Genomic DNA, 23022 nt, shown 5'->3' with positions numbered 1-23022 from the left:
GGCTGGAGCGCGCACATCATCGAGCAACGCATCGACAACAAGATCATTCGGCCGAGCGCGAATTACACCGGTCCGGAGAATTTGAAGTTCGTCGCGATAAATAAGCGAAAATAGCGGGCTGCGCGATCGGATTTTACGAGGAAGAAATCCACGCCGCGCGGCAAACCGCCATTCAACCCCAATGTTTTTGAAAGGTTTTTTTCGATGAATAAACTTCTGATCGCTGCAATCGCCGGCACGCTGGCAACGACGAGCGTCTTCGTCAGCGCCGACGCCTTCGCTGCGACGTCGACCGAATCGAGCGCGGCCAAGGCCAAGCGCCCCGCTCCGGCTCGCCGCCTGATCAAGCGCAGCCCCAAGGCCGAAGCGGCCGCGGCGGCCAAGATTGATCCGATCCCCGAAGGTGCAGTGAAATGGTCGTGCAAGGACGGTAACGCTTTCTATCTGAAAGGCGACATGAAGCGTGACGCCATCGTCACCGTGAACTGGGCCAAGAAGGACTACCGTCTGCCGCGCCAGGATACGACGACCGGCGCGGATCGTTTCCACGATTCGGCATCGGGCATGGACCTCGTCGTGATCCCGTCGAAAGCGATGCTGTTCTCGGATAAGGACTCGTCGCGCCTCGCCGACGAGTGCATGACGCCCGAAATGGCTGCGGGCGGCCCGGCTCCGACGCAGTCGAACGCGCTGATCAAGAACGCGGAGTAAGTTAGTTCAGCACTTACATCAGGAATCACTCGATGTCCGCACCGATCTCCAATGTCCGGCCCGATCCGGACAAGGTACTGGTCGACATAGTCGACTACGTGCTCGATTACAGCGTCGACAGCACGCTTGCGTTCGAAACGGCGCGCAACTGCCTGATCGACACGCTCGGCTGCGGACTCGAGGCCCTCTCCTACCCCGCCTGCACCAAGCTGATGGGACCGATCGTGCCCGGCACGATCGTCCCCAACGGCGCGAGGGTGCCAGGCACCCAGTTTCAGCTCGACCCGGTACAGGCCGCGTTCAATATCGGCGCAATGATCCGCTGGCTCGACTTCAACGACACGTGGCTCGCCGCCGAGTGGGGCCATCCGTCGGATAACCTCGGCGGCATTCTTGCAACGGCCGACTGGCTTTCACGTAATGCGATCGCATCGGGCAAGAAGCCGCTCGACATGAAAGACGTCCTGATCGCGATGATCAAGGCGCACGAAATTCAAGGCTGCATCGCGCTCGAGAACTCGTTCAACAAGGTCGGGCTCGATCACGTGCTGCTCGTCAAGCTCGCATCGACGGCCGTCGTCGGGCAGATGATCGGCCTCACGCGCGATGAACTGATCAATGCGGTTTCGCTTGCCTTCGTCGACGGTCATCCGCTGCGCACGTATCGTCATGCGCCGAACACCGGCTCGCGCAAATCGTGGGCCGCGGGCGACGCCACGTCGCGCGCCGTGCGTCTCGCGCTGATCGCGAAGACCGGCGAGATGGGCTATCCATCCGTTTTGACCGCTAAGACATGGGGCTTTTACGATGTGCTCTTCAAGGGCAACGCGTTCAGGTTCCAGCGTCCGTATGGTTCTTACGTGATGGAGAACGTGCTCTTCAAGATTTCCTTCCCTGCCGAGTTCCATTCGCAAACGGCCGTCGAAGCCGCGATGATCTTGCACGGCAAGCTGAAGGAAGCCGGCAGGTCCGTCGATGACATCAGCAAGATCACGATTCGCACGCACGAAGCGGCGATTCGCATCATCGACAAAAAAGGGCCGCTGAACAACCCCGCGGACCGCGATCACTGTATTCAGTACATGGTCGCCGTGCCGCTGATTTACGGCCGGCTCACCGCCGCCGATTACGAAGATTCGATCGCGCAGGACCCGCGCATCGACACACTGCGCGCGAAGATGGAATGCGTGGAAGACACGCAGTACACGAAGGATTATCACGACCCGGACAAGCGTTCGATCGCGAATGCGCTGACCGTCGAATTCAACGACGGCACAAAGCTCGATGAAATCGCGGTCGAATATCCGATCGGTCACAAGCGCCGTCGCGCGGATGGCATTGCGCTGCTCGTCGAGAAATTCAGGACCAATCTCGCGCGTCGGTTTCCGCAAAAGCAGCAGCAGGCGATACTCGCGGTATCGCTCGATCAGGCAAGGCTCGAAGCGATGCCGGTCAATGAATATGTCGATCTGTACGTGATTTAGCCTTAGAGAAGCAATTTCCTCGTCTTAGTCCAAGGAAAATAACCATGGCCCACAATCTTCACAACACGCTCAAGGAATTCGACAGCGGCTCCGGCAAAGGCAAGCTCTACTCGCTGCCGCAACTCGGCGACGCGCTGAAGGTCAAGATCGAGCGCCTGCCGGTCTCGATCCGGCTGGTGCTCGAATCGGTCCTGCGCAACTACGACGGCAAGAAGATCTCCGAAGAGCACATCGAGCAACTGGCGAGCTGGAAGCCAAATGCCGCTCGTGTCGATGAAATCCCGTTCGTCGTCGCGCGCGTCGTGCTGCAGGACTTCACCGGTGTGCCGCTGCTCGCCGACATCGCCGCGATGCGTGGCGTCGCCAAGCGCGCCGGCAAGGACCCGAAGGCAATCGAGCCGCTCGTGCCGGTGGATCTCGTCGTCGATCACTCGGTGCAGATCGATCATTTCCGCGAGCCGAACGCGCTCGACCTGAACATGAAGCTGGAATTTCAGCGCAACAACGAGCGCTACCAGTTCATGAAGTGGGGCATGCAGGCGTTCGACACGTTCAAGGTCGTGCCGCCGGGAATCGGCATCGTGCACCAGGTGAACCTCGAATATCTTGCGCGCGGCGTGCACAAGAAGACCGAGGGCAACGACACCGTCTACTACCCGGACACGCTCGTCGGCACGGACAGCCACACCACGATGATCAACGGCATCGGCGTGGTCGGCTGGGGCGTGGGCGGCATCGAAGCGGAGGCGGGCATGCTCGGCCAGCCTGTGTACTTCCTGACGCCGGACGTCGTCGGCGTCGAGCTGAAGGGCAAGCTGCGCGAAGGCTGCACGGCGACCGACCTCGTGCTGACCATCACTGAAATGCTGCGCAAGGAGAAGGTCGTCGGCAAGTTCGTCGAGTTCTTCGGCGAAGGCACGGCCTCGATCGGCGTGCCGGACCGCGCGACCATCGGCAACATGGCGCCCGAGTACGGCGCGACGATGGGCTTCTTCCCGGTCGACGAAAAGACCATCGAATACTTCAAGGGCACGGGCCGCACCGACGAGGAAATCGCCGCGTTCGAGCGATACTTCAAGGCGCAGAAGCTGTGGGGCGTGCCGAAGGCCGGCGACATCGACTACACCAAGACGCTCACGCTCGATCTCGGCACGGTCGCGCCGTCGCTCGCAGGCCCAAAGCGTCCGCAGGACCGCATCGAAATCGGCAACGTGAAGAGCACGTTCGTCGATCTCTTTTCGAAGCCGGTCGGCGAAAACGGCTTCAACAAGAAGGCCGCCGACCTGAACGTGCAATACAGGACGACCGACGGCGTGAACCTGAAGAACGGCGATGTGCTGATCGCCGCGATCACGTCGTGCACGAACACGTCGAACCCGAGCGTGCTGCTCGCCGCCGGCTTGCTCGCGAAGAAGGCCGTCGAAGCGGGTCTGACCGTCGCGCCGCACATCAAGACGTCGCTCGCGCCGGGGTCGCGCATCGTCACCGAGTATCTGACGAAGACGGGTCTCATGCCCTATCTCGACAAGCTCGGCTTCACGCTCGCCGCTTACGGATGCACGACCTGTATCGGCAACGCGGGCGATCTGACGCCGGAACTGAACGACGCAATCACGAAGAACGACGTCATCGCGGCAGCGGTGCTGTCCGGCAACCGCAACTTCGAAGCGCGCATTCACCCGAACATCCGCGCGAACTTCCTGGCTTCGCCGCCGCTCGTCGTGGCCTACGCCATCGCGGGCAACATCACGCGCGATCTGATGACCGAGCCTGTCGGCCAGGGCACGAACGGCCGCGACATCTATCTCGGCGATATCTGGCCGACGAGCGACGAAGTCCACGCGCTGCTCAAGTTCGCGCTGGATGCGAAGGCGTTCCGCGAGAACTATTCGCAGCTCACGAAGGAAGGCGACCTGTGGAGCAAGATCGCGGGCGAAAGCGGTCAGGTGTATGACTGGCCGAAGTCGACGTACATCGCCGAGCCGCCGTTCTTCGGCAGCGACTTTTCGATGAAGCCGGCCGATTCGATCCCCGCTGTGAAGGGCGCGCGCGCGCTCGGCATCTTCGGCGATTCAGTGACGACCGACCACATCAGCCCGGCCGGTTCGATCAAGGAAACGTCGCCGGCGGGCGTGTGGCTGAAGGCAAACGGCGTGCAGAAGGCCGACTTCAACAGCTACGGGTCGCGTCGCGGCAACCACGACGTGATGATGCGCGGCACCTTCGCGAACGTGCGCATCAAGAATCTGATGATCCCGGCGAAGGCCGACGGCACCCGCATCGAAGGCGGCCTGACGATTCACCAGCCGAGCGGCGAACAGTTGTCGATCTACGACGCGGCGATGAAGTACATCGACGCCGGCACGCAGACCGTCATCTTCGCCGGCGAAGAGTACGGCACGGGTTCGTCGCGCGACTGGGCGGCGAAGGGCACGCAACTGCTCGGCGTGAAGGCCGTGGTCGCGCGCAGCTTCGAGCGTATCCACCGCTCGAACCTCGTCGGCATGGGCGTCTTGCCGCTGCAATTCAAGGGCTCGGACAGCGTCCAGTCACTGAACATCACCGGCGAAGAGACGTACGACATCGACGGTCTCGGCGATGACTTCAAGCCGCAGCAGGAAGTCACGCTGGTGATCCATCGCAAGGACGGCAAGGAAGATCGCGTGCAGGTGCTGCTGCGCATCGACACGCCGATCGAAGTCGACTACTACAAGCACGGCGGGATTCTGCCGTTCGTGCTGCGCTCGCTGCTGGCGGCGTAAGTCAAGCCTGTTTTGCAGGTGACCGCGCTCGAAAGAGCGCGGGAACATTGAACCCGGCCACGGCCGGGTTTTTTTTCGCCTACGCCTTCAAGGTCGCCAGTTTCGCCGGCATCGGACGGCGCGCAAACCACGCGCGCGCGATATCGGCCAGCCTGCGCGCGCTGCCGCGCGTCGAGCCGGAGGCCATCGAGAACCAACTGGCGTCCTCCGTCGCGCTGACCCAGATCGTCGTGTACGGCTTGAGTTCGACGGAGGCGCCCGCGTCGAGCCAGTAGTCATCGGCTGCGCCTTCGATGGTCAGCCAGACTTGCCCGCGCGTGACGCGCAACGTCTGAGGCCGATCGATCACCCAGCGCGTGGGCGCGTCGCGCCGATCGAGTTCGAATGTCCGGATTTCACGCATGATGCTGCTCCTTCGGATCGTGTAACTGGAAGGCCGCGTTCGCATGCGCAAAGCAGCCGTTGATCCTATTATTCGACCGATTCCGAACAGCTTGAATGAACACTTATGAACAGTTGGAGCAGAACTGTTAAGCTATTTTGGCCGAACAGTTCATGGCGATCTGACACTTGAAAAACAGTTCGCCTAGCCGCTCGGACAGTCTTGACGCGGCTTTTCGGATGCGTTCGAATGTCCTGACGACACCTGTGAACAGCGAAATCAAAGTGTTCACTATGAATCACTGAACAGTTTGAAACATCATGAACGCACTTCCGCTCCACATCGACGGCGGCACCGGCGTGCCGCTGACCGAGCAGATCGTCAACCAGGTCGAGGCGATGATCCGTTCGCGCCGCGTGCTCGCAGGCGCGAAGCTGCCCTCGATTCGTCAGCTCGCCGCCGAACAGCGCATCAGCCGCTTTCCGGTGATCGAGGCGTACGACCGGCTCGCGTCCCGCGGGCTGATTCAGCCGAAGCACGGTTCCGGCTTCTATGTGGCGAATCACGTGGACGAACGCGACAGCAACGCCGGAAATTGCGATCCGCGCCTGGCCGAGGAAGAATCGAACCAGATCCTTCAGCAGTTCAACTATCCCGGCGAGTCGCTGAAGCTGTCGAGCGGCTTCATTCCGGAGGCGTGGCGCGACGTTGACGGTCTCACGCAGGCGATCCGTCAGGCGTCACGCATCGATGTGCCGAGCGTGATCGACTACGCGATCCCTCACGGCGACACCAGCCTGCGCCAGCAAGTCGTGATGCGCATCAACGCGCTCGGCATCGACGCCGATCTGCCGAACGTGATGATCACCACCGGTGCGAGTCAGGCGCTCGACCTGATCGTGCGCTACATGCTGAAGCCCGGCGATACGGTGTTCGTCGAAGACCCGGGTTACTACAACCTCTTCGGGCTTCTCAAGCTGCAAGGCGTGCGTCTCGTCGGCGTGCCGCGGCTCGCGAATGGTCCCGATATCGATGTTGCGGAGGAACTGCTCAAGCAGCATCAACCGAAGCTCTTCTTCATCAACACGGTCTTCCAGAATCCGACCGCGACGAATATCGCGCCGCAGGTCGCATTCAGGCTGCTGCAGCTCGCGACGCAGCACGGCTTCACGATCGTCGAGGATGATATCTACGCCGACTTCCAGGCCGTGCCGACGCAACGGCTCGCATCGCTCGATCAGTTCGATCGCGTGATCTACGTGGGCGGATTGTCGAAGACACTGTCGTCGTCGCTGCGAATCGGTTATCTCGCGGCGAATCGCGAGCTCGTGAAGAATCTCGTCGATGTGAAGGTGCTGACGAGTCTCGGCGGCACGCGTTTCGCGGAGAGCGTCGCGGCGAGCCTGCTGGAACGCGGCACGTATCGCAAGTATCTGGAACGGCTGCGCAAGCGCGTGCGTGATTCGCTGTCGAGCGCGGTGCAAACGCTCGAAAGCTACGGCTGGGATGTGTTCGATGAACCCAGCGGCGGCAATTTCGTGTGGGCAAAGGTGCCGGGCATCGACCATTCGTCCGTGCTCGTCGACGAAGCGGCGAAGCTTGGCGTGACGCTCGCGCCGGGCAGCTATTACCGCCCGAATGGCGAAGCGTGTCCGTGGGTGCGCATCAACTCCGCGTATGCGGGCGACCGGCGCGCGGCGCGCTTCTTCGAGTACATAAAAGAAGCCGCGGCAGCGCGCGTCTAGCGGCGTTCGGTGAAGAAGCGTTCGAGTGCGTCGGTCGCGTCCTTGTCTTGCGCAAGCCGCGCGTAAAGTCCCGCCGCGCCTTCGTAGATGCGATGCTCGGCGAATTCGTCGCCGATGAACTGCGCGATCTCTTCCATCTCCGCGACCCATCGATACGCCTTCGGCGGCATGCGCGGCACATTACCCGCGAGCCACGCGGCAAGCGCGGGCTGACTCTCTGCGAGTTCGCTGAAGAGCGCGTCTCCCGCGCCGTTGCGCATCGCGGCGAGCGACATGGCCGAACCGAGCGCCGTCAGTCCCTTCGTGATGCCCGCATACGACATCTTGAGCGCGGATGCGGCACCGACCGGTCCATCGAGCACGCGCACGACGAGGCCGGCATCGGCGAGTGGCTGCGTATGCCGTGCATGCGGCCCCGACATGTAAAACTTCGGCGAAGAAGGCATGCCGATGATCGCGCCATCGACGAACGGCGTGCCGGTCGGTTCAAGCACGCGCTCGATCTCCCGGACCGTATCCGGATTGATCGCGTTGCAATCGATGAAGAGCGGCAGGACGCTCGCCTGTTCGAGCGCGGGCGCCATGCGTTTCGCGGTGTCGATCGCAACCGCGGGCGGCACGATGGACAGAATGAACTCGCATGCCACTAGGCTATCGAGGCTCGCGTCTTCCATGCCGGCCTCGCGTGCGCGCGCTGCGCTGGCGGCGCTGCGGCCTTCGAGCGATGTCAGCACGCGCGCGCCCGATTGCGTCAATGCACGGCCGATGGCCGATCCCATGCTGCCCGCGCCCAGAATTGTGACGGTCGGATGTTTCGATTGAGTCACTTGCAGGCTCCGTGTATCCGCGAACGAAACACAGAATACGCTTGCGAGCGAAGACGCGCTCGGCCTATTCGCTGTCTTCGGCTTCGTTCGAGCGAAGGTTCCGGAGCGCGCCGAGCCTTTTGAGCACATCGTGACCTTTCTGCGTGAGAAGCGGCATGGGCACGCCGGTCGGCAGCCGTGTGATCTCGACGAGCGCTTCCTGACGCAAGCGCGCCGCGTGCTGACCGAATACTTCGACCTGGTGAGGCGAGCGCTCGATCAGCAGGAGCGTGGAAATTCGTGTGGACTCAGCATTCGGTTCTCCATGCGTCGGACGAGCGGAAGGCACGTATCGATACATGCTAGAGAGTGAAGCTGGCAATTCGGCTACGGACATTTTTCCGCGTGTTACGGCGTTACACACCTGAAACTGGTGCTTATTTCACCGAGGCTTCACGCGCCTTTCGATTCGCCATCCTGAACAATTTGGTGCAATCAAAAGCGGCCCTCGAAGGGCCGCCTTTCGAACGACTTCACCACGCAAGAATCAACGATGCTCCGTCACGAACTTCGTGACGAGATACGCTTCCATCGCTTCGCTGCCGCCTTCCGAGCCATAGCCCGAGTCCTTCACGCCGCCGAACGGCGTCTCCGGCAACGCGAGACCGTGATGATTGATCGAGAGCATCCCGCTTTCGATATCGTCCGACACCGCCGCCGACGTCGCCGCCGAGCTCGTGTAAGCGTATGCCGCGAGTCCGTAAGGCAGACGGTTCGCCTCGGCGATCACTTCATCATACGACTTGAACGATGCGATCGGCGCGATCGGGCCGAACGGCTCTTCAGTCATGATGCGCGCGCTCAGCGGCACATCGGTGAGCACGGTCGGCGCGAAGAAGTAGCCTTCGCGCCCGATGCGCTCGCCGCCCGTCAACACCTTCGCGCCATGCTCGCGCGCATCGGCGACGAGACGCTCCATCGCTTCGAGACGGCGGCCGTTTGCGAGCGGGCCCATCTGCACGCCATCGTCGAGGCCATTGCCGACTTTCACCGCGCTCGCAGTCGCGACGAAGTGCTGCACGAACTCCTCATACGCGGATTCTTCGACGAGGAAGCGTGTCGGCGAAATGCATACCTGGCCGGCGTTGCGGAATTTCGCCGATGCGAGCATCTTCGCCGCGCGGGGAATGTCGGCGTCCTTGAACACGATGGCGGGCGCGTGGCCGCCCAACTCCATGGTCACGCGCTTCATGTGCTCGCCTGCGAGCGATGCGAGCAGCTTGCCGACCGGCGTCGAGCCGGTGAACGAAATCTTGCGGATGGCGGGATGCGCGATCAGATACTTCGAGACATCGGCGGGCACGCCGAACACGAGATTCAGCACGCCGGCAGGCAGGCCCGCATCGGCATAGGCCTGCACGAGCGCCGCGCAACTCGCGGGCGTTTCCTCGGGGCCTTTCAGCACGACCGAGCAGCCCGATGCGAGCGCGGCCGACACCTTGCGCACCGCCTGATTGATCGGGAAATTCCACGGCGTGAACGCGGCGACCGGACCGACCGGTTCGCGCGTGACGATCTGGCGCACGGCATCCGTGCGCGACGGAATCACACGGCCATACGTGCGACGCCCTTCTTCCGCGAACCATTCGATGATGTCCGCCGCCGACAGCGTTTCGATGCGCGCCTCGCCGAATGGCTTGCCCTGCTCCATCGTCATGATGGCGGCGATCTGCTCGGCGCGTTCGCGAATGTTCTGCGCCGCCCGGCGCATCAGCTTGCTGCGCTCATACGGCGAGACCTTGCGCCATTCCTTGAAGCCGCGAGCGGCGGCGTCGGCTGCGAGTGAAAGCTCCGCTTCGCCTGCGAGCGCAAGACGGCCGATTTCGGCTTCGTTCGCCGGATTGATCACGGCGGTGTCGCGCGAGCCATCGCGCCAGGCGCCGTCGATATAAAGCTGCGTATTCGGATAGGCGGGAAAGCCCGAACGCGTGTTGCTCATGCATGTCTCCTTACGGGTGGCGTGGCCTGAAGTTACGTTGCGCAAGATCAAAAGATGCAAACGGCCATGTTATCCCGAACGCGTAGTATCTGCTGATACGCGCTATGTTCAACCGATAGTTGCAGGCGCATTCGCACGGCGCTCGAATGACAAACGCCCGCCGGCAACATCCCGGCGGGCGCTTGCAAGATGCACGAATGCGGGCCGCTTACATCGGCGGCGCGACGCCATCCTTCTCCACGACGATACGCTGCGCCGCGAAGTCCGAACCCGCCGGACTTGCGACAACGAACACCTTCTTGCCCGGCTTCAGGTCGTCATGCGTCGCGGGCGCGAAGGTCACGACGGGCACGTTCTCCGGCACCGTCACCGAATTCGAGCCGCCCTTGTACGAGAGCTTGAGATCCCGGCCGCTCGTGCCCTGCACGACCTGATCGACATTCGCGTTGGTCATCGAGCTTTGCGGGCCCAGATCCCACGCATAGTGACCTTCGCCGGTGCCGCGCGCGGCTTCCGGGAACACGAGCACTTCGGTCGCGGTGAGCTTGCCGTCCGTACCGGTGGTCGCCGCCGTGCCGACGAACGAGCCCGGCTTGATGTCCTGCAGCTTGATGTTCTTCAGCGCGGTGACAGGCGTATCCGACTTGACGGCGATCTTCACCGTGTCGCCGCTGCGTCGATGGACGGTGAGCGTGTCGCCTGACAGTGACACGATATCGCCGCGAATGCGCGCGGGTTTCGCGGCGGGCGTCTGGGCAAAGGCTGCGGAAGCGAGTGCGAGCGTCACGATGCTGACGCCGAGTTTCATTCGAATCGACATGCAATCTCCTTGGAGTGTGAAAACGAAGGCTTCAGGACCCGCCGAACCAGTTGTAGCCCTGGTTCTCCCAATAGCCGCCGGGGTAATCGTTCGTCACGGTGATCGCGACGATGTGCTTCGGGTTCTTGTAGCCGAGTTTGGTCGGCATACGCAGCTTCATCGGGAAGCCGTATTTCGGCGGCAGAATCTGGCCGTCGTAGGTGAGCGTGAGCAACGTCTGCGCGTGCAGCGCGGTCGGCATGTCGATGCTCGTCGAGTAGTTGTCGGCGCAATGGAAGGCCACGTATTTGGCGCTCGTATCGGCGCCCGCCCGCGCGAGAACATGCGCAAAGCGCACGCCGCCCCACTTGCCGATCGCGCTCCAGCCTTCGATGCAGATATGCCGCGTCACCTGGCTTTCCTGCGGCATCGCGTGCAGTTCGTCGAGCGTCCAGACGCGCTTGCCTTTGACGAGGCCGCCGATCTCCAGCTTGTACGTCGACGGGTCGACTTCGGGCACTTCGTCGATGTCGTAGAACGCGTTGAACGGAAACGGGCGCGTGATCATCGATTCGGGATAGGTCGGCGCGAGCCTGGCCGGATCGAACAGGAGCGCCTGCACGTCGTCGTTGAAGGATGAAATGCGGCGCAGCATCGCGTTGATGGATTTATCGTCGGTGATGTTGCAGCCGGACAGCATCGCGAGGCCTCCGAGCGACAGAATGCGCTTGCCGAATAAACGTCGCGCGGGCGCCTTTAATTCCTTCGCCGCATCCTTGATGATGAGCTCGGCATCGGGTCTCGATTTGAATAGCTTGAGCGACATGGCTTAACGACCTCGAATCATCATCACAAGCGAGCGCGGCACGAGTGCAACCATCACCACATGCACCACGAAGAACGCGACCAGAAAGCTCATGCCGAAGAAATGCACGACGCGGGCCTCGTCGTAGCCGCCCATGAGCGTTCGAAGCAATGGAAATTGCACGGACTTCCATACCGCGAGGCCCGACAGGATCACGATCACGATGTCCACGATCACCGCCAGATACGCGAACTTTTGTACCGCGTTGTAGTGCGTGAGATCGTCGTGGCCGAGCTTGCCGCGCAATGCGGCGAATGCGTCCGTGACGATGCTTCTGATCGAGAGCGGAAACATGCGGCGGCGCAGGCGTCCCGTGAAAACATTCATCGCGACATACACGATGAAGTTCGCGACCAGCAACCACATCGCCGCGAAATGCCATTGCAGCGCGCCGCCGAGCCAGCCGCCGAGCGTGATGGCGCTTGGGAAAACAATGGATCTGAAGATCGGCGATGCGTTGTAGATCTGCCAGCCGCTCGTCACCATGATCAACACGGCGAACGCATTGAGCCAGTGCGTGATGCGCAGCCATAACGGTTGTATTTGCACGTCTTCGAGCCTCGCGATTCGATTGAGTTTCGCTGGCATGGTAGCGACGCGCCGCTGATCGATCGATGACCTGTGGATGACTTTTTTGTCATCTTGGCGAGGGCAGCACGTGCTCTGGCTAGAATGACGGCAATCCATTCGACGCAGCGCGAGCATGACCATCCTCGTTATCGAAGACGACCGCAAGACCGGCGACTACCTGAAAAAAGGGCTCATCGAGTCCGGCTATCAGGTCGATCTCGTGCGCAACGGCACGGACGGATTGCATCAGGCCCTCGCGAATCCGTACGAGCTGATCGTGCTCGATGTGATGCTTCCCGGCATCGACGGCTGGCAGGTCATGTCCGCATTGCGCGCGAAACGTGACTTGCCTGTCATTTTTCTGACCGCGCGCGATCACGTGACGGATCGCATTCACGGACTCGAACTCGGCGCCGACGATTACCTCGTCAAGCCTTTTTCCTTCACTGAACTCGTGCTGCGTATTCGCACGCTATTACGGCGCGGCGTGATGCGCGAATCGGATACGTTTCAGATCGCGGATCTGCATGTCGATGTCCTGCGCCGCAAGGTGACGCGCAAGGGCATCGACATCGCGCTCACGAACAAGGAGTTCGCGCTCCTGCATCTCTTTTGCAAGCATCAGGGCGAGGCGCTGTCGCGCACGCTCATCGCATCGGAAGTGTGGGACATGAACTTCGACAGCGATACCAACGTCGTCGATGTCGCGGTGAAGCGACTGCGCGCGAAGATCGACAACCCGTACGATCTCAAGCTGATCCATACGGTGCGCAGCATCGGCTATTCGTTCGGGGAGAATCCTTGAACCGGCCTTCGCGTTCACTTGCGCTGCGTATCGCGCTATCTTTTGCGGTGACTGTGTGCGTCGTGGTCGGGATGGTTGGCGCGTCGCTCTATCAGGCGACGAATCGCGCGCTGTCCACACGTGCGGACTATCAGTTGATCGCCCGCGTCGAGCATTTCCGCTCGCTGCTGCACGATCTCTACACGATCAATGAAATCGAAGCGCGGCCGAAGCTCTTCGAAACGATGCTCGGCGACCGGCAGGACGTCATCCTGTTCCGGCGCGCAGGCTCGGCGCCTTTCATCAACGTGAATCCGGAACAGATGCCGTTGCCGCCGCTTCATATCGTGCCGATGACGCGGGCCATCGGGCTCGACGATCTTTACGAAGGCTCGCGTGCGGACGGCGTGCGCATGCGCTGGGTCGGCGCACAGGCGCGTATCGGCCAGAGCGGCGAAGTGGTGGAGATCATCGCGGCGCACGTGATGACACAGGAAGCGATCGTCTTGTCGGCGTATCTGGAACGCGTGTGGATCACGGTGATCGGCGCGGTGCTCGTGACGCTTCTGCTCGCGTACTGGGTCACGAGCCGCGGACTCATGCCGCTGAAGGCAATGGCCGACAAGGCCGCGGAAATCACGCCGAACCGGCTTTCCGCGCGGCTCGATGTTGCGCACGCGCCCGCCGAGTTGCAGAGCCTCGCGGCATCGTTCAACGCGATGCTCGATCGTCTCGAACACGGCTATGAGCGCTTGCTGCAATTCTCCGCGGATCTCGCGCATGAGGTGCGCACGCCGATCGGCGTGTTGATCGGCGAAACGCAGGTTGCGCTCGCGCATGAGCGCAATGTCGCTGAGTATCGCGGCGTGCTGGAATCGAATCTCGAGGAACTGGAGCGGCTCGCGCGTATCGCGCAGAACATTCTGTTTCTTGCGCAGGCGGATCACGGGCGGCAGCGCATCGAGCGCGAACGGCTCGATATCCGCGAGGAACTCGAAACCATCGGCGCTTACTTCGAAGGCATCGCCGAAGAACGCCGCATTACCTTCGATATCGACGCCGACGGCGAAATGGTTGCAAATGCAATCATGTGCCGAAGGGCCATTGGCAATGTGGTTGTGAATGCGGTGCGTTATGCGACGCCGGGCACCGTGGTGCGGCTGAGTGGACACGCGGACGAACAGGGTGCGCGCATCGTGGTGGGCAATCGCGGGCCGCGCATCGGGCGGGAGGAGCTTGGCAAGCTCTTTGACCGCTTCTATCGTGGCGATGCGGCGCGTAGCGAGTTCACTGAATCGAGCGGGCTCGGGTTGTCGATCGTTCAGGCGATCATGCGGTTGCACGGCGGTAGTGTGACCGCTGACTGCACTCGTGATGAGTGGATCGAGTTTTCTTTGCTGTTTCCTTCTTGAGTTTGTTTTTGCTTTTCGCCTGGTCCCGTATTGGTGTTGGTTTATTAGCACTGCCCCTGTGCGGGGCGGCAGTCACTTTCTTTGCTGCTGCAAAGAAAGTAACCAAAGAAAGCAGCTCCACACGCCCGCGGTCACACGCAGTTTGACCATGCTTGCCATGTGACCGTGGGCTGCCTAAGTGTCGCCCTCATAGGCCCAACCGCGCTTGGCTCGCGCACGGTCTGTCTCATCGCACCACTCCACTTGCTGGTTCAGCACCAAATAGCTTCGGCAAAGCGCTACGCGCTGCCGACGGGTCTATCAGGGAAACCAACCTGTCGCACCTGCAGTGCGATGGAAGCGTTAGCGACGAAGCGCGCGCAAACCCGATGAACCCAGCGGCCGCGAAGCAGGCCGGAGCCATTTAGTGCTGAACCGCTCCGCTGTGCGGCGCGAGGTGACAGACCGTGCGCGAGCCAAGCCCGATTAGTCTTGTGAGGGCGACACTTAGGCAGCCCACGATCACATGGCAAGCATGGCCAAACTGCGTGTGACCGCGGGCCTAACAAGCTGCTTTCTTTGGTTACTTTCTTTGCTGCTGCAAAGAAAGTGACTGCCGCCCCGCATAGGGGCAGTGCTAATAGACCAACACGAATACGGGATCCAGCAAAAGCGAAGCAAAAAAAAACCTCACCCCACCCCCAATGCCTCCCGCTTGGCGAGCAGCCCATGAATCTGGGCAACCACCGCCGCCCCCTCCCCCACCGCAGCCGCAACACGCTTGGTCGAATTCGACCGCACATCACCGATGGCGAACACCCCCGGCACGCTGGTTTCCAGCGCCATCACGCCTTGCGTGCGTCCGTCGTGGGCCTCGGGCCCAGTGAGCACGAAGCCCTTGCCATCGACATTCACATTGCAGTTGCGCAACCAGTCGGTATTCGGATCCGCGCCGGTAAAGAGAAACAGATGCCGCGAGTCGATCTTGAGCGGTCCATCCGGCGTACTGCAATTGACGGCGGTCAGTGCGCGGCCATCGCCATCGAGCGAGGTGATCTGCGTATGCGTGCGCACCGTGACGTTCGGCAACGAGCCGATGCGCTCCACCAGATAATGCGACATGCTCGCCGATAGCCCCGCGCCGCGAATCAGCACATGCACATGCTTCGCGTGCGTCGCGAGATACACCACGGCCTGTCCCGCCGAATTGCCGCCGCCGACGAGCACCACTTCCGAGTTCTTGCACAGCTTCGCCTCGACCGGCGACGCCCAGTAATACGTGCCGTGCCCCTCGTACCGCTCGAGTCCGGCGATATCCGGTCGCCGATACGCCGCGCCCGATGCGATCACCACCGTCTGCGTCGTCACGCGCGCGCCGTTCTCCAGTTCGATCTGGATCGGATTGCAATCGCAATGCAGCGCCTTGATCTTGGTCGGAATCGCGATATGCGCGCCGAACTTCTGCGCCTGCACGAACGCGCGCCCGGCGAGCGCCTGGCCGGAGATCCCGGTCGGAAAGCCGAGATAGTTCTCGATGCGCGAGCTCGCACCCGCCTGCCCGCCCGGCGCGCGGCAATCGAACACCGCCACCGACAAGCCTTCGGACGCCGCATACACCGCCGTCGCGAGACCCGCCGGCCCCGCGCCGACGATCGCGACATCGTAGACATGCGCCGGATCGAACTCGGGCAGCCAGCCGAGCTGCGTCGCGATCTGATTCTCGCTGGGCGCGCGCAGCACGGTGCCGTCCGGGCAGATGACGAGCGGGAAGTCGGACGTCGATGCCGAGATGCGTTCGAGCAGCGAAATCGCATCGGGATCGGTGCACGCGTCGATCACCGTGTGCGGATAACCGTTGCGCCGCAGAAAGCCCTGCAGCGAGACCAGATGGCCATCGTCCGACTGCCCGAGCAGCACCGGGCCGCTGCCCTTTTCGATCAGCCCCACGCGCCGCAGGATCAGCGCGCGCATGATGCGCTCGCCCAGTTCCGCTTCGGCGACGAGCAGCGCGCGCAGCCGCTCAGGCGGAATCACGATGCCGTCGACGTCCTCGGCGGCGACGCCATCGACGAGACACGGCTTGCCCGAAAGCTGCGCCACTTCCGCCAGAAAATGCCCCGGCCCGTGCTCGACGACGAGATGCTCCTGCCCGAGCGCGTTGCGGCGCGTCACGCGCACGAGCCCTTTCAGGACGACCACCATGCCGCGCCCGGTCTCGCCCATGCGGAACAGCCACTCGCCCTGACGCCAGTGCGCGGCAGTCCCGAAGCGGCTCATGCGCTCGATCTCGTTGTCGGTCAGGCGCGGAAACATCTGGTGCGCGCGCGTTTCGAGCGGCGAGAAAGGCGCGCTGTCGTCGGACGCGGCGGCGGCTGCCGGCGACGGCACGACGTTCGGATCGGTATTCTGCACCGGCTCGCGTGCGCTCCACGCGACGACATTCGGCATGCCTTGACCAGGCTCGTTGAACGGCGTTGTGCTCATGCGCGATCTCCGTGTGGAAAACCAGCTTCGTGCAGGGATGCCGGGCCCGCGGGCGATGCCGCCGGCGCTTTCACGGGCCAGGGGCACATCGCCGCCATTTCCGCGACCTCCTCCGGTGTGGTCGCCGCGAGCTCGCCGAACTCGGTCAGCGTCGCGACCTCGAAACCGGCGAGGCGCCAGGCGTCCAGTCCGCCCGTGAGCGGCACTACGTCCCGGAAGCCCGCGTTGCGCATGGTCTTGGCCATCCACGCAGCCGACACTTCGTTCGGACACGAGCAGTAGATGACGACCTTGCGCGACTTGTCGTAGTTCTCGATGATCTTCGCGAGATCGCGCTCGTCGGCGAAGAGAGAGCCGGGAATCGCGGCCGGATCGAGCATGCGCTTCTCCGGCGAGCGAATATCGAAGATCACGGGCAGCGGCTCGTCGTTCATCAGCGCATACAGCTCGTCCACGCTGATGCGCGCCTTTTCCAGCGTCGCCATGAGCGCGCGGCGGCGCCACCAGCGATACGCGACGTAGACCGCGAGCAGCACCGCGACGACGGCCACCGCCTGTCGCCCGAGCTGCGAGATCATCGCGAAGACCATTTCCAGCTGCGCCGCGAAGATGACGCCGACGCTCAGCCCGACCGCGCCCCACAGCGCGATGCCCGCGCCATCGTGCGCGATGAAGCTGCGCAGCTTCACGCCCATCGCGCCCGCGAGCGGCACGGACACGAGCGAAAGACCGGGGATGAACTTCGCGACGAGCAGAATCCGCACGCCCCAGCGGCCGAAGAAACGTTCTGTCTTCTTCACGCACGTATCGCGCGACAGGGACAGCTTGCAGATGGTCTTGAGCGTCTTGTCGCCGTACTTGCGCCCGCCCTGGAACCAGACGAGATCGCCGAGCACGCCGCCCGCCACCGCGACGCACAGCACGCCGAGCAGCGCGGGCCAGAACGCGCCGCCGTTCACGGCCATCAGCGCGATGGAGGCGCCGACGACGATCATCGTCGGCATCGCGGGCACCGGAAGCCCGAGTGCCGAGCCCATTACGTTAATGAATACGATCGCCGGGCCGAATCGATCGACTAGCTGATGCAACAACATGGGAATCTCCCGCGCGGGAAGGTGTGGTCACGGGACGACGGGACGCGCGCCGCGATGCCGGCGTTGCGAAGGCGCAAGAAGCACGAAAGCGAAAGAGATACGAGCTTGCGGCCGCTCGTGGTTCAACGCGGTGCACGCGGCGCCGGGCCGACGTTCGTCACATTTAAGAGACAAGTGTAGCCCGGAAATGCGCATGTAAGCATGACAGGCGCGCGGGGACGCGGGCATCGCGCGCGCGACGCCCGGTGCAGAACGAATCGATGATGCAAGAAGTGGGATTCAGCCGCGTTCGTCGGCGATATAGGCGCGGATCACGTCGGCGAAATTCTTGTCGCCCACGAGGCCGAGTTGCTCCGCGCGTGCCGGGTTCCACGCGCCGGGCCAGCTGCAGACGATTTTCTCGATGCGTTCGTCGCGCTGCCAGTCGATGCGCTGCACCGCTTCCTCGCCCGCCACTTCGCGCAGCGCCGCGACCATCTCGTTCACGCTGACCGACAAGCCCGGCAGATTGATGACCGGCCGGAGCCCGAGCTTCGCGCGATCGATCTCGCAGCCCGCGATCAGCGCTTCGATCGCGCTTTTCGGCGACAGAACCCAGACGCGCGTGTCGCCATCGACAGGACACGTCGAGCGCTCGCCGTTCAGCGGCTCGCGAATGATGCCGCTCGCAAACGACGACGCCGCCGCGTTCGGCTTGCCGGGCCGCACGCTGATGGTCGGCAGGCGCAGCACGCGGCCATCGACGAAACCGCGCCGCGCGTAGTCGGAGAGCAGCAACTCGGCGATCGCTTTCTGCGTCCCGTACGACGATTGCGGATTGAGCGCGGTGTCGTCCTGCACGACATCGGGCAGCGTGCCGCCATACACCGCGACCGAACTCGTGAACACGACGCGCGGCTTATGGCCCGCAGCGCGGCACACTTCGAGCAACGCCCGCGACGCGTCGAGATTGATCTTCATGCCGAGATCGAAGTCTGCTTCGGCCTGGCCGCTCACGATCGCGGCAAGGTGGAAGATGGCTTCGGTCTGCGTGTCGATGTGGCGTTGCAGCACGGCCGGATCGGAGATGTCGCCGGTTTCGGCGCGCACGCGTTGGTCGGCGAGCAGTCGTTCGTCGTTCGGGCGCGCGACGTCGAGCAGCACCAGTTCCGTGACCGGCTTGCCGTTGAGTTCATTGCGCTCGAGAAGGCGCTTCGCGAGCCGCTGACCAAGAAAGCCCGCGCCGCCGGTGATGAGAATTTTCATGTAATCGCTTCCTTTCTCACAGATAAGGTTTGAGCCAGCCGAGGCCTTCGCTCGTGCCCGCCTTCGGCTTGTATTCGCAGCCGATCCAGCCTTCGTAGCCGAGCGAATCGATCAGCTCGAACAGATACGGATAATTGAGTTCGCCGATGCTCGGCTCGTGCCGCTGCGGCACGCCCGCGATCTGAATGTGGCCGATGCCCGCGTTCGGGCGCTTCATGTCGCGTCTGAGCTTCATCTCGATATCGCCTTCGACGATCTGGCAGTGGTAGATATCGAACTGCACTTGCAGGTTAGGCGCGCCGATTTCGTCGCAAATGGCTTGCGCGTCGTCCTGGCGGTTCAGGAAGAAACCGGGAATGTCGCGCGTGTTGATCGGCTCGATCACGATGCCGATGCCCGCCTTTTCCGCTTCCTTCGCCGCGTATTCGAGATTCTTCAGATACACCGCGCGGTGTTTTTCTCTTGGCTGATCCGCCGCGATCAGGCCCGCCATCACGTGCAGTTTTTTGTTGCCCAGCACGGCGGCGTATTCGAGGCCTTTTGCCACGCTCTGCCTGAATTCCTCTTCACGGCCCGGCAAGGACGCGATGCCGCGCTCGCCCTTCGCCCAGTCGCCCGGCGGGGCGTTGAAGAGCGCTTGCGTCAGGCCGTTGTCCTTCAAGCGTTGCTCGATGTCCTTCGCTGCGAATTCGTACGGGAACAGGAATTCAACCGCCTTGAAGCCGTCTTTCGATGCTGCGGCGAAACGGTCCAGGAACGGGTGCTCCGTGTACATCATCGTCAGGTTTGCGGCGAATTTTGGCATTTGCGTTGCTCCTGGTTTGATCTGGTTCGGCTCTCGTGGAATCCTGATTTCTTGTCGGTCTGCTGGCTGTGCCCCTGTCTGGGGCGGCAGTCACTTTCTTTGCTGCTGCAAAGTTGGCCGTGCTTGCCAGGTGAGCGTGGGCGGCCTGAGTGTCGCCCTCATAAGACTCACCCGGCTTGGATCGCGCACGGTCTGTCGCCTCGCTCCGCTTCACTCACTGGTTCCGCACCACACGGCTCCGGCCCGCTGCGCGGCCGACCGGCATTTCTTTACCATCGGGCGTTGAATGTCGCTCGCAAATCCTCGATCGCCGCTTCCGGTAACGGCTCGGGGCGCGGCATCGTCGATAGATACAGCCGCGCCGTCTCCTCCAGCTCCTCCAGCGCGTAACTCGCGTGCGACACCGATTTCTCCCACACCACCGGCCCAAGGCGCTCCAGCAACACCGCGCGCACCTTCGACGCCAGCGCCGCCACTTCCTCCGCCACGGCCGCATCGCCCGGACGGCGATATTCGATCAGTGGCACGTGGCCCACCTTCATCACGTAGTACGGCGTGATCGGCGGCAGGACATCTTCCTTCTTCCAGACGCCCGCCAGCGTCAGCGCCACGAGATGCGTCGAATGCGTATGCACCACGCCGCGCGCATCCGCATTGCTCTCGTAGATGCGTCGATGCAGCGCGAGCGTCTTCGACGGCCGTCCGCCCGACACGTGATTGCCCTGAAGATCGACCTTCGCGATGTCGTTTGGATCGAGGCGGCCAAGGCACGCATCCGTCGGCGTGATGAGCCAGCCGTCATCGAGCCGCGCGCTGATGTTGCCCGCACTGCCGACCGTATAGCGCCGCTCGTACAGGCTCTTGCCGGTGACGCAGATCTCTTCGCGAATGGAATGTTCGTTCGATGCCATCACAGTGCCTTCAACGCCTTCTCGAAGAAATCGGTCGCGCCGAAATTGCCGGACTTGAGCGCGAGGGCCAGCGATTCATCGGCATTCGCGCCGATCGACTGCGTCGCCGGCACGCCCGGATCGATCTGCGGCCCGATGCGCAGCGTGCGCACATCGAGCGCCTGCACGACCGCGCCCGAGGTCTCGCCGCCCGCCACGACGAACTTGACGCAGCCTTCGTCGCGCAGCGTGCGCGCGATGGACGCGAGCGCGTCTTCGACCAGTTGCCCCGCCTTCTCGACGCCCAGTTCCTTCTGCACCGCCTTTACTTCATCGGGCGACGAAGTCGCGTAAATGAGCACAGGCTCGTTGTGCGTGCGCGCGAATTCGACAGCGTTTTGCACGACCGGCTCGCCGCGCGACAGCGCCAGCGGATCGATACGGAAACCCGGCTTCGACTCGCGCCAGTGCGCGACCTGCGCGTTCGTCGCCTTCGATGCGCTGCCCGCCAGCACCACCGACTTGCCTTCGATTTTCGGCAGATCGGCGGCATGTTCCGCATGCGCGAGCAGGTTCGCGGCGCGGAAGTTTTGCGGAAGCCCGAGCGCGATGCCCGAGCCGCCCGTGATGAGCGCAAGTTCGCGGCACGCGTCGCCCAGCGTGTAGAGATCGGCGTCGGATATGGCATCGGCGATGGCGAGGCGCACGCCGTCTTTCTTCAACTCGTCGATGCGCGCCCGGATCGCGTCCGCGCCCTTGGCGATCGTGTCGTAGCGGATCAGCCCGACTTTCGATTGCGTCTGACGCTGCAAGACGCGCACGAGGTTCGGATCGGTCATCGGCGTGAGCGGATGATTCTCCATGCCCGACTCGTTCAGCAACACATCCCCGACAAACAGATTGCCGCGAAAGATCGTGCGGCCGTTCTCGGGAAACGCGGGGCAGGCGATCGTGAAATCTGCCTTCAGCGCATCGAGCAACGCGTCCGAAACGGGGCCGATGTTGCCCTTATCGGTGGAATCGAAGGTCGAGCAATACTTGAAGAAGAACTGGCGGCATCCCTGCGCGCGCAGCCATTCGAGCGCGTCGAGCGACTGGCGCACGGCCTCGGCGGCGGGAATCGTGCGCGATTTCAGCGCGACGACGATCGCGTCCGCATCGATTAGCGTGCCCGCTTCGGGAATGCCAATGGTCTGCACCGTGCGCATGCCGCCGCGCACGAGCATGTTGGCGAGATCGGTCGCCCCCGTGAAATCGTCGGCGATACAGCCGAGCAGTGTCTGCGCCGTCTGCGTCATTCCTTCGCTCCCTTCGGGATGTCGATGCCCGGAAAAATCTTGATGACCGCGGAATCGTCCTCGCCGCCGTGGCCGGCGGTGGACGCCATCATGAACATCTGGTGCGCCGCCGCCGAGAGCGGCAGCGGGAATTTCGACGTGCGCGCCGTATCGAGCACGAGGCCGAGGTCCTTCACGAAAATATCGACGGCGGAAAGCGGCGTGTAGTCGCCCGCCAGAATGTGCGGCACGCGGTTCTCGAACATCCACGAGTTGCCGGCGCTGTGCGTGATGACGTCGTAGAGCGCATCGGGATCGACGCCTTCGCGCAGGCCGAGCGCCATCGCTTCGGCGGCCGCGGCGATATGCACGCCCGCGAGCAGTTGATTGATGATCTTCACCTTCGAGCCCGCGCCGTGCGCGTCGCCGAGACGATAGACCTTGCCCGCAATCGCACCGAGCACGTCTTCGCACGCGGCGTAGGCGTCGGCCGGGCCGGAGGTCATCATCGTCATGTCGCCGGAATTGGCCTTGGCCGCGCCGCCGGACAGGGGCGCGTCGAGCAGCAACACGCCTTTTTCCCCGATGCGCCGGCCGAGGTCGGCGGCGAATTGCGGCGATACCGTCGCGCATGCGAGCACGACGCTGCCGGGTTTCATCGCCTCGAGCGCACCGTTCTCACCGAACAGCACAGCCTCCGTCTGCGCCGCGTTGACGACGACCGTCAGCACGACCTCGCACTTGCCGCCCAGTTCCGCCGGCGACGCGCACGCAAGGCCGCCTTCGGCCGCGAACGCATCGAGCGCGGGCTTCTTCACATCGTACGCATGGACGGCGAAGCCCGCGCGCAGCAACGAACGCGCGACGCCCATGCCCATTGCGCCCAGGCCGATGACTCCCACGTTTCTCGTCATAGCGTTTCTCTTCCC

Annotated in this window: 20 protein-coding genes; 6 read left to right on the top strand and 14 right to left on the bottom strand. The window is 62.9% G+C overall.

All coding sequences use genetic code 11. The features are described 5' to 3' along the window. Positions 1-204: 204 nt before the first annotated feature. From NCS58_RS14370 to acnA, 3 genes are read left to right on the top strand one after another with little or no spacing between them, the layout of a single operon-like run. A complete protein-coding gene (locus NCS58_RS14370; RefSeq protein ID WP_061120855.1) occupies positions 205-711 on the top strand; it encodes a hypothetical protein in 507 nt (168 codons plus the stop codon). Between the two features lie 32 nt (positions 712-743). Then, positions 744-2195 (top strand): bifunctional 2-methylcitrate dehydratase/aconitate hydratase, encoded by a 1452-nt coding sequence (locus NCS58_RS14365; protein WP_061120854.1) that lies wholly within the window; start codon positions 744-746, stop codon positions 2193-2195. A 44-nt stretch (positions 2196-2239) separates the two neighbouring features. Continuing rightward, positions 2240-4957 carry an aconitate hydratase AcnA gene (gene acnA / locus NCS58_RS14360; RefSeq protein ID WP_250538606.1) on the top strand — a complete coding sequence of 906 codons (2718 nt, stop codon included), beginning with the start codon at positions 2240-2242 and terminating at the stop codon, positions 4955-4957. Between the two features lie 79 nt (positions 4958-5036). Here acnA and NCS58_RS14355 read toward each other — a convergent pair whose 3' ends face one another. Next, the gene (locus tag NCS58_RS14355) at positions 5037-5360 is read right to left on the bottom strand and encodes a DUF2917 domain-containing protein (protein WP_061120852.1); all 324 of its coding nucleotides are present in this window, start codon (positions 5358-5360) and stop codon (positions 5037-5039) included. A 299-nt stretch (positions 5361-5659) separates the two neighbouring features. On the opposite strand from NCS58_RS14355, the gene NCS58_RS14350 reads away from it, so the two are divergent. Continuing rightward, positions 5660-7084: a PLP-dependent aminotransferase family protein gene (locus NCS58_RS14350; protein WP_061120851.1), complete on the top strand. Its 1425-nt coding sequence runs from the start codon at positions 5660-5662 to the stop codon at positions 7082-7084. On the opposite strand, the gene NCS58_RS14345 is transcribed toward NCS58_RS14350, so the two are convergent. From NCS58_RS14345 to NCS58_RS14320, 6 genes are all read right to left on the bottom strand, one after another. Continuing rightward, positions 7081-7911 (bottom strand): NAD(P)-dependent oxidoreductase, encoded by an 831-nt coding sequence (locus NCS58_RS14345; protein WP_086961476.1) that lies wholly within the window; start codon positions 7909-7911, stop codon positions 7081-7083. The genes NCS58_RS14350 and NCS58_RS14345 overlap by 4 nt on opposite strands. Before the next feature lie 64 nt (positions 7912-7975). Then, positions 7976-8239, bottom strand: coding sequence for a hypothetical protein (locus tag NCS58_RS14340; RefSeq protein WP_143756421.1), 264 nt, complete (start codon positions 8237-8239; stop codon positions 7976-7978). A gap of 198 nt (positions 8240-8437) precedes the next feature. Continuing rightward, a complete protein-coding gene (locus NCS58_RS14335) occupies positions 8438-9889 on the bottom strand; it encodes an NAD-dependent succinate-semialdehyde dehydrogenase (RefSeq protein WP_061120849.1) in 1452 nt (483 codons plus the stop codon). A 208-nt stretch (positions 9890-10097) separates the two neighbouring features. After that, positions 10098-10709: a hypothetical protein gene (locus NCS58_RS14330; protein ID WP_061120848.1), complete on the bottom strand. Its 612-nt coding sequence runs from the start codon at positions 10707-10709 to the stop codon at positions 10098-10100. A 31-nt stretch (positions 10710-10740) separates the two neighbouring features. Then, on the bottom strand, positions 10741-11514 hold the full coding sequence (locus NCS58_RS14325) for a molybdopterin-dependent oxidoreductase (RefSeq protein ID WP_061120847.1): 774 nt from the start codon (positions 11512-11514) through the stop codon (positions 10741-10743). A 3-nt stretch (positions 11515-11517) separates the two neighbouring features. Continuing rightward, on the bottom strand, positions 11518-12141 hold the full coding sequence (locus tag NCS58_RS14320) for a cytochrome b/b6 domain-containing protein (protein ID WP_061120846.1): 624 nt from the start codon (positions 12139-12141) through the stop codon (positions 11518-11520). A gap of 115 nt (positions 12142-12256) precedes the next feature. On the opposite strand from NCS58_RS14320, the gene NCS58_RS14315 reads away from it, so the two are divergent. After that, positions 12257-12928: a heavy metal response regulator transcription factor gene (locus tag NCS58_RS14315; RefSeq protein WP_061120845.1), complete on the top strand. Its 672-nt coding sequence runs from the start codon at positions 12257-12259 to the stop codon at positions 12926-12928. Further along, positions 12925-14319: a heavy metal sensor histidine kinase gene (locus NCS58_RS14310; protein WP_061120844.1), complete on the top strand. Its 1395-nt coding sequence runs from the start codon at positions 12925-12927 to the stop codon at positions 14317-14319. Before NCS58_RS14315 ends, NCS58_RS14310 begins: the two co-directional genes overlap by 4 nt. Positions 14320-14988: 669 nt before the next feature. On the opposite strand, the gene NCS58_RS14305 is transcribed toward NCS58_RS14310, so the two are convergent. The 7 genes from NCS58_RS14305 to ltnD form a co-directional block, all read right to left on the bottom strand. After that, positions 14989-16782: an FAD-dependent oxidoreductase gene (locus NCS58_RS14305; RefSeq protein WP_061120843.1), complete on the bottom strand. Its 1794-nt coding sequence runs from the start codon at positions 16780-16782 to the stop codon at positions 14989-14991. Further along, positions 16779-17873: a DedA family protein/thiosulfate sulfurtransferase GlpE gene (locus NCS58_RS14300; protein WP_409219286.1), complete on the bottom strand. Its 1095-nt coding sequence runs from the start codon at positions 17871-17873 to the stop codon at positions 16779-16781. Before NCS58_RS14300 ends, NCS58_RS14305 begins: the two co-directional genes overlap by 4 nt. A 282-nt stretch (positions 17874-18155) precedes the next feature. Continuing rightward, positions 18156-19121 (bottom strand): D-erythronate dehydrogenase, encoded by a 966-nt coding sequence (gene denD / locus NCS58_RS14295; RefSeq protein WP_061120841.1) that lies wholly within the window; start codon positions 19119-19121, stop codon positions 18156-18158. A gap of 16 nt (positions 19122-19137) precedes the next feature. Further along, positions 19138-19926 carry a 2-oxo-tetronate isomerase gene (gene otnI, locus NCS58_RS14290; protein WP_250477266.1) on the bottom strand — a complete coding sequence of 263 codons (789 nt, stop codon included), beginning with the start codon at positions 19924-19926 and terminating at the stop codon, positions 19138-19140. A 269-nt stretch (positions 19927-20195) separates the two neighbouring features. Continuing rightward, a complete protein-coding gene (locus NCS58_RS14285; protein ID WP_061120839.1) occupies positions 20196-20837 on the bottom strand; it encodes an aldolase in 642 nt (213 codons plus the stop codon). Continuing rightward, a complete protein-coding gene (otnK, locus tag NCS58_RS14280; protein WP_061120838.1) occupies positions 20837-22114 on the bottom strand; it encodes a 3-oxo-tetronate kinase in 1278 nt (425 codons plus the stop codon). Before otnK ends, NCS58_RS14285 begins: the two co-directional genes overlap by 1 nt. After that, a complete protein-coding gene (gene ltnD / locus NCS58_RS14275; RefSeq protein ID WP_061120837.1) occupies positions 22111-23007 on the bottom strand; it encodes an L-threonate dehydrogenase in 897 nt (298 codons plus the stop codon). The genes otnK and ltnD overlap by 4 nt, the downstream gene beginning before the upstream one ends. Positions 23008-23022: the final 15 nt, after the last annotated feature.

The organism is Caballeronia sp. INML3B, assembly GCF_023631305.1.
GTDB classification, from domain to species: domain Bacteria; phylum Pseudomonadota; class Gammaproteobacteria; order Burkholderiales; family Burkholderiaceae; genus Caballeronia; species Caballeronia turbans.
The sequence above is the reverse complement of the archived record's forward strand: the minus strand, read 5'-3'. Positions and strand labels throughout refer to the sequence as shown.

Coding starts and splice junctions, on each gene's coding strand:
- NCS58_RS14370 (WP_061120855.1), top strand. CDS start 205: ATGAATAAACTTCTGATCGCTGCAATCGCCGGCACGCTGGCAACGACG.
- NCS58_RS14365 (WP_061120854.1), top strand. CDS start 744: ATGTCCGCACCGATCTCCAATGTCCGGCCCGATCCGGACAAGGTACTG.
- acnA (WP_250538606.1), top strand. CDS start 2,240: ATGGCCCACAATCTTCACAACACGCTCAAGGAATTCGACAGCGGCTCC.
- NCS58_RS14355 (WP_061120852.1), bottom strand. CDS start 5,360: ATGCGTGAAATCCGGACATTCGAACTCGATCGGCGCGACGCGCCCACG.
- NCS58_RS14350 (WP_061120851.1), top strand. CDS start 5,660: ATGAACGCACTTCCGCTCCACATCGACGGCGGCACCGGCGTGCCGCTG.
- NCS58_RS14335 (WP_061120849.1), bottom strand. CDS start 9,889: ATGAGCAACACGCGTTCGGGCTTTCCCGCCTATCCGAATACGCAGCTT.
- NCS58_RS14330 (WP_061120848.1), bottom strand. CDS start 10,709: ATGTCGATTCGAATGAAACTCGGCGTCAGCATCGTGACGCTCGCACTC.
- NCS58_RS14325 (WP_061120847.1), bottom strand. CDS start 11,514: ATGTCGCTCAAGCTATTCAAATCGAGACCCGATGCCGAGCTCATCATC.
- NCS58_RS14320 (WP_061120846.1), bottom strand. CDS start 12,141: ATGCCAGCGAAACTCAATCGAATCGCGAGGCTCGAAGACGTGCAAATA.
- NCS58_RS14315 (WP_061120845.1), top strand. CDS start 12,257: ATGACCATCCTCGTTATCGAAGACGACCGCAAGACCGGCGACTACCTG.
- NCS58_RS14305 (WP_061120843.1), bottom strand. CDS start 16,782: ATGAGCACAACGCCGTTCAACGAGCCTGGTCAAGGCATGCCGAATGTC.
- denD (WP_061120841.1), bottom strand. CDS start 19,121: ATGAAAATTCTCATCACCGGCGGCGCGGGCTTTCTTGGTCAGCGGCTC.
- otnI (WP_250477266.1), bottom strand. CDS start 19,926: ATGCCAAAATTCGCCGCAAACCTGACGATGATGTACACGGAGCACCCG.
- NCS58_RS14285 (WP_061120839.1), bottom strand. CDS start 20,837: ATGGCATCGAACGAACATTCCATTCGCGAAGAGATCTGCGTCACCGGC.
- otnK (WP_061120838.1), bottom strand. CDS start 22,114: ATGACGCAGACGGCGCAGACACTGCTCGGCTGTATCGCCGACGATTTC.
- ltnD (WP_061120837.1), bottom strand. CDS start 23,007: ATGACGAGAAACGTGGGAGTCATCGGCCTGGGCGCAATGGGCATGGGC.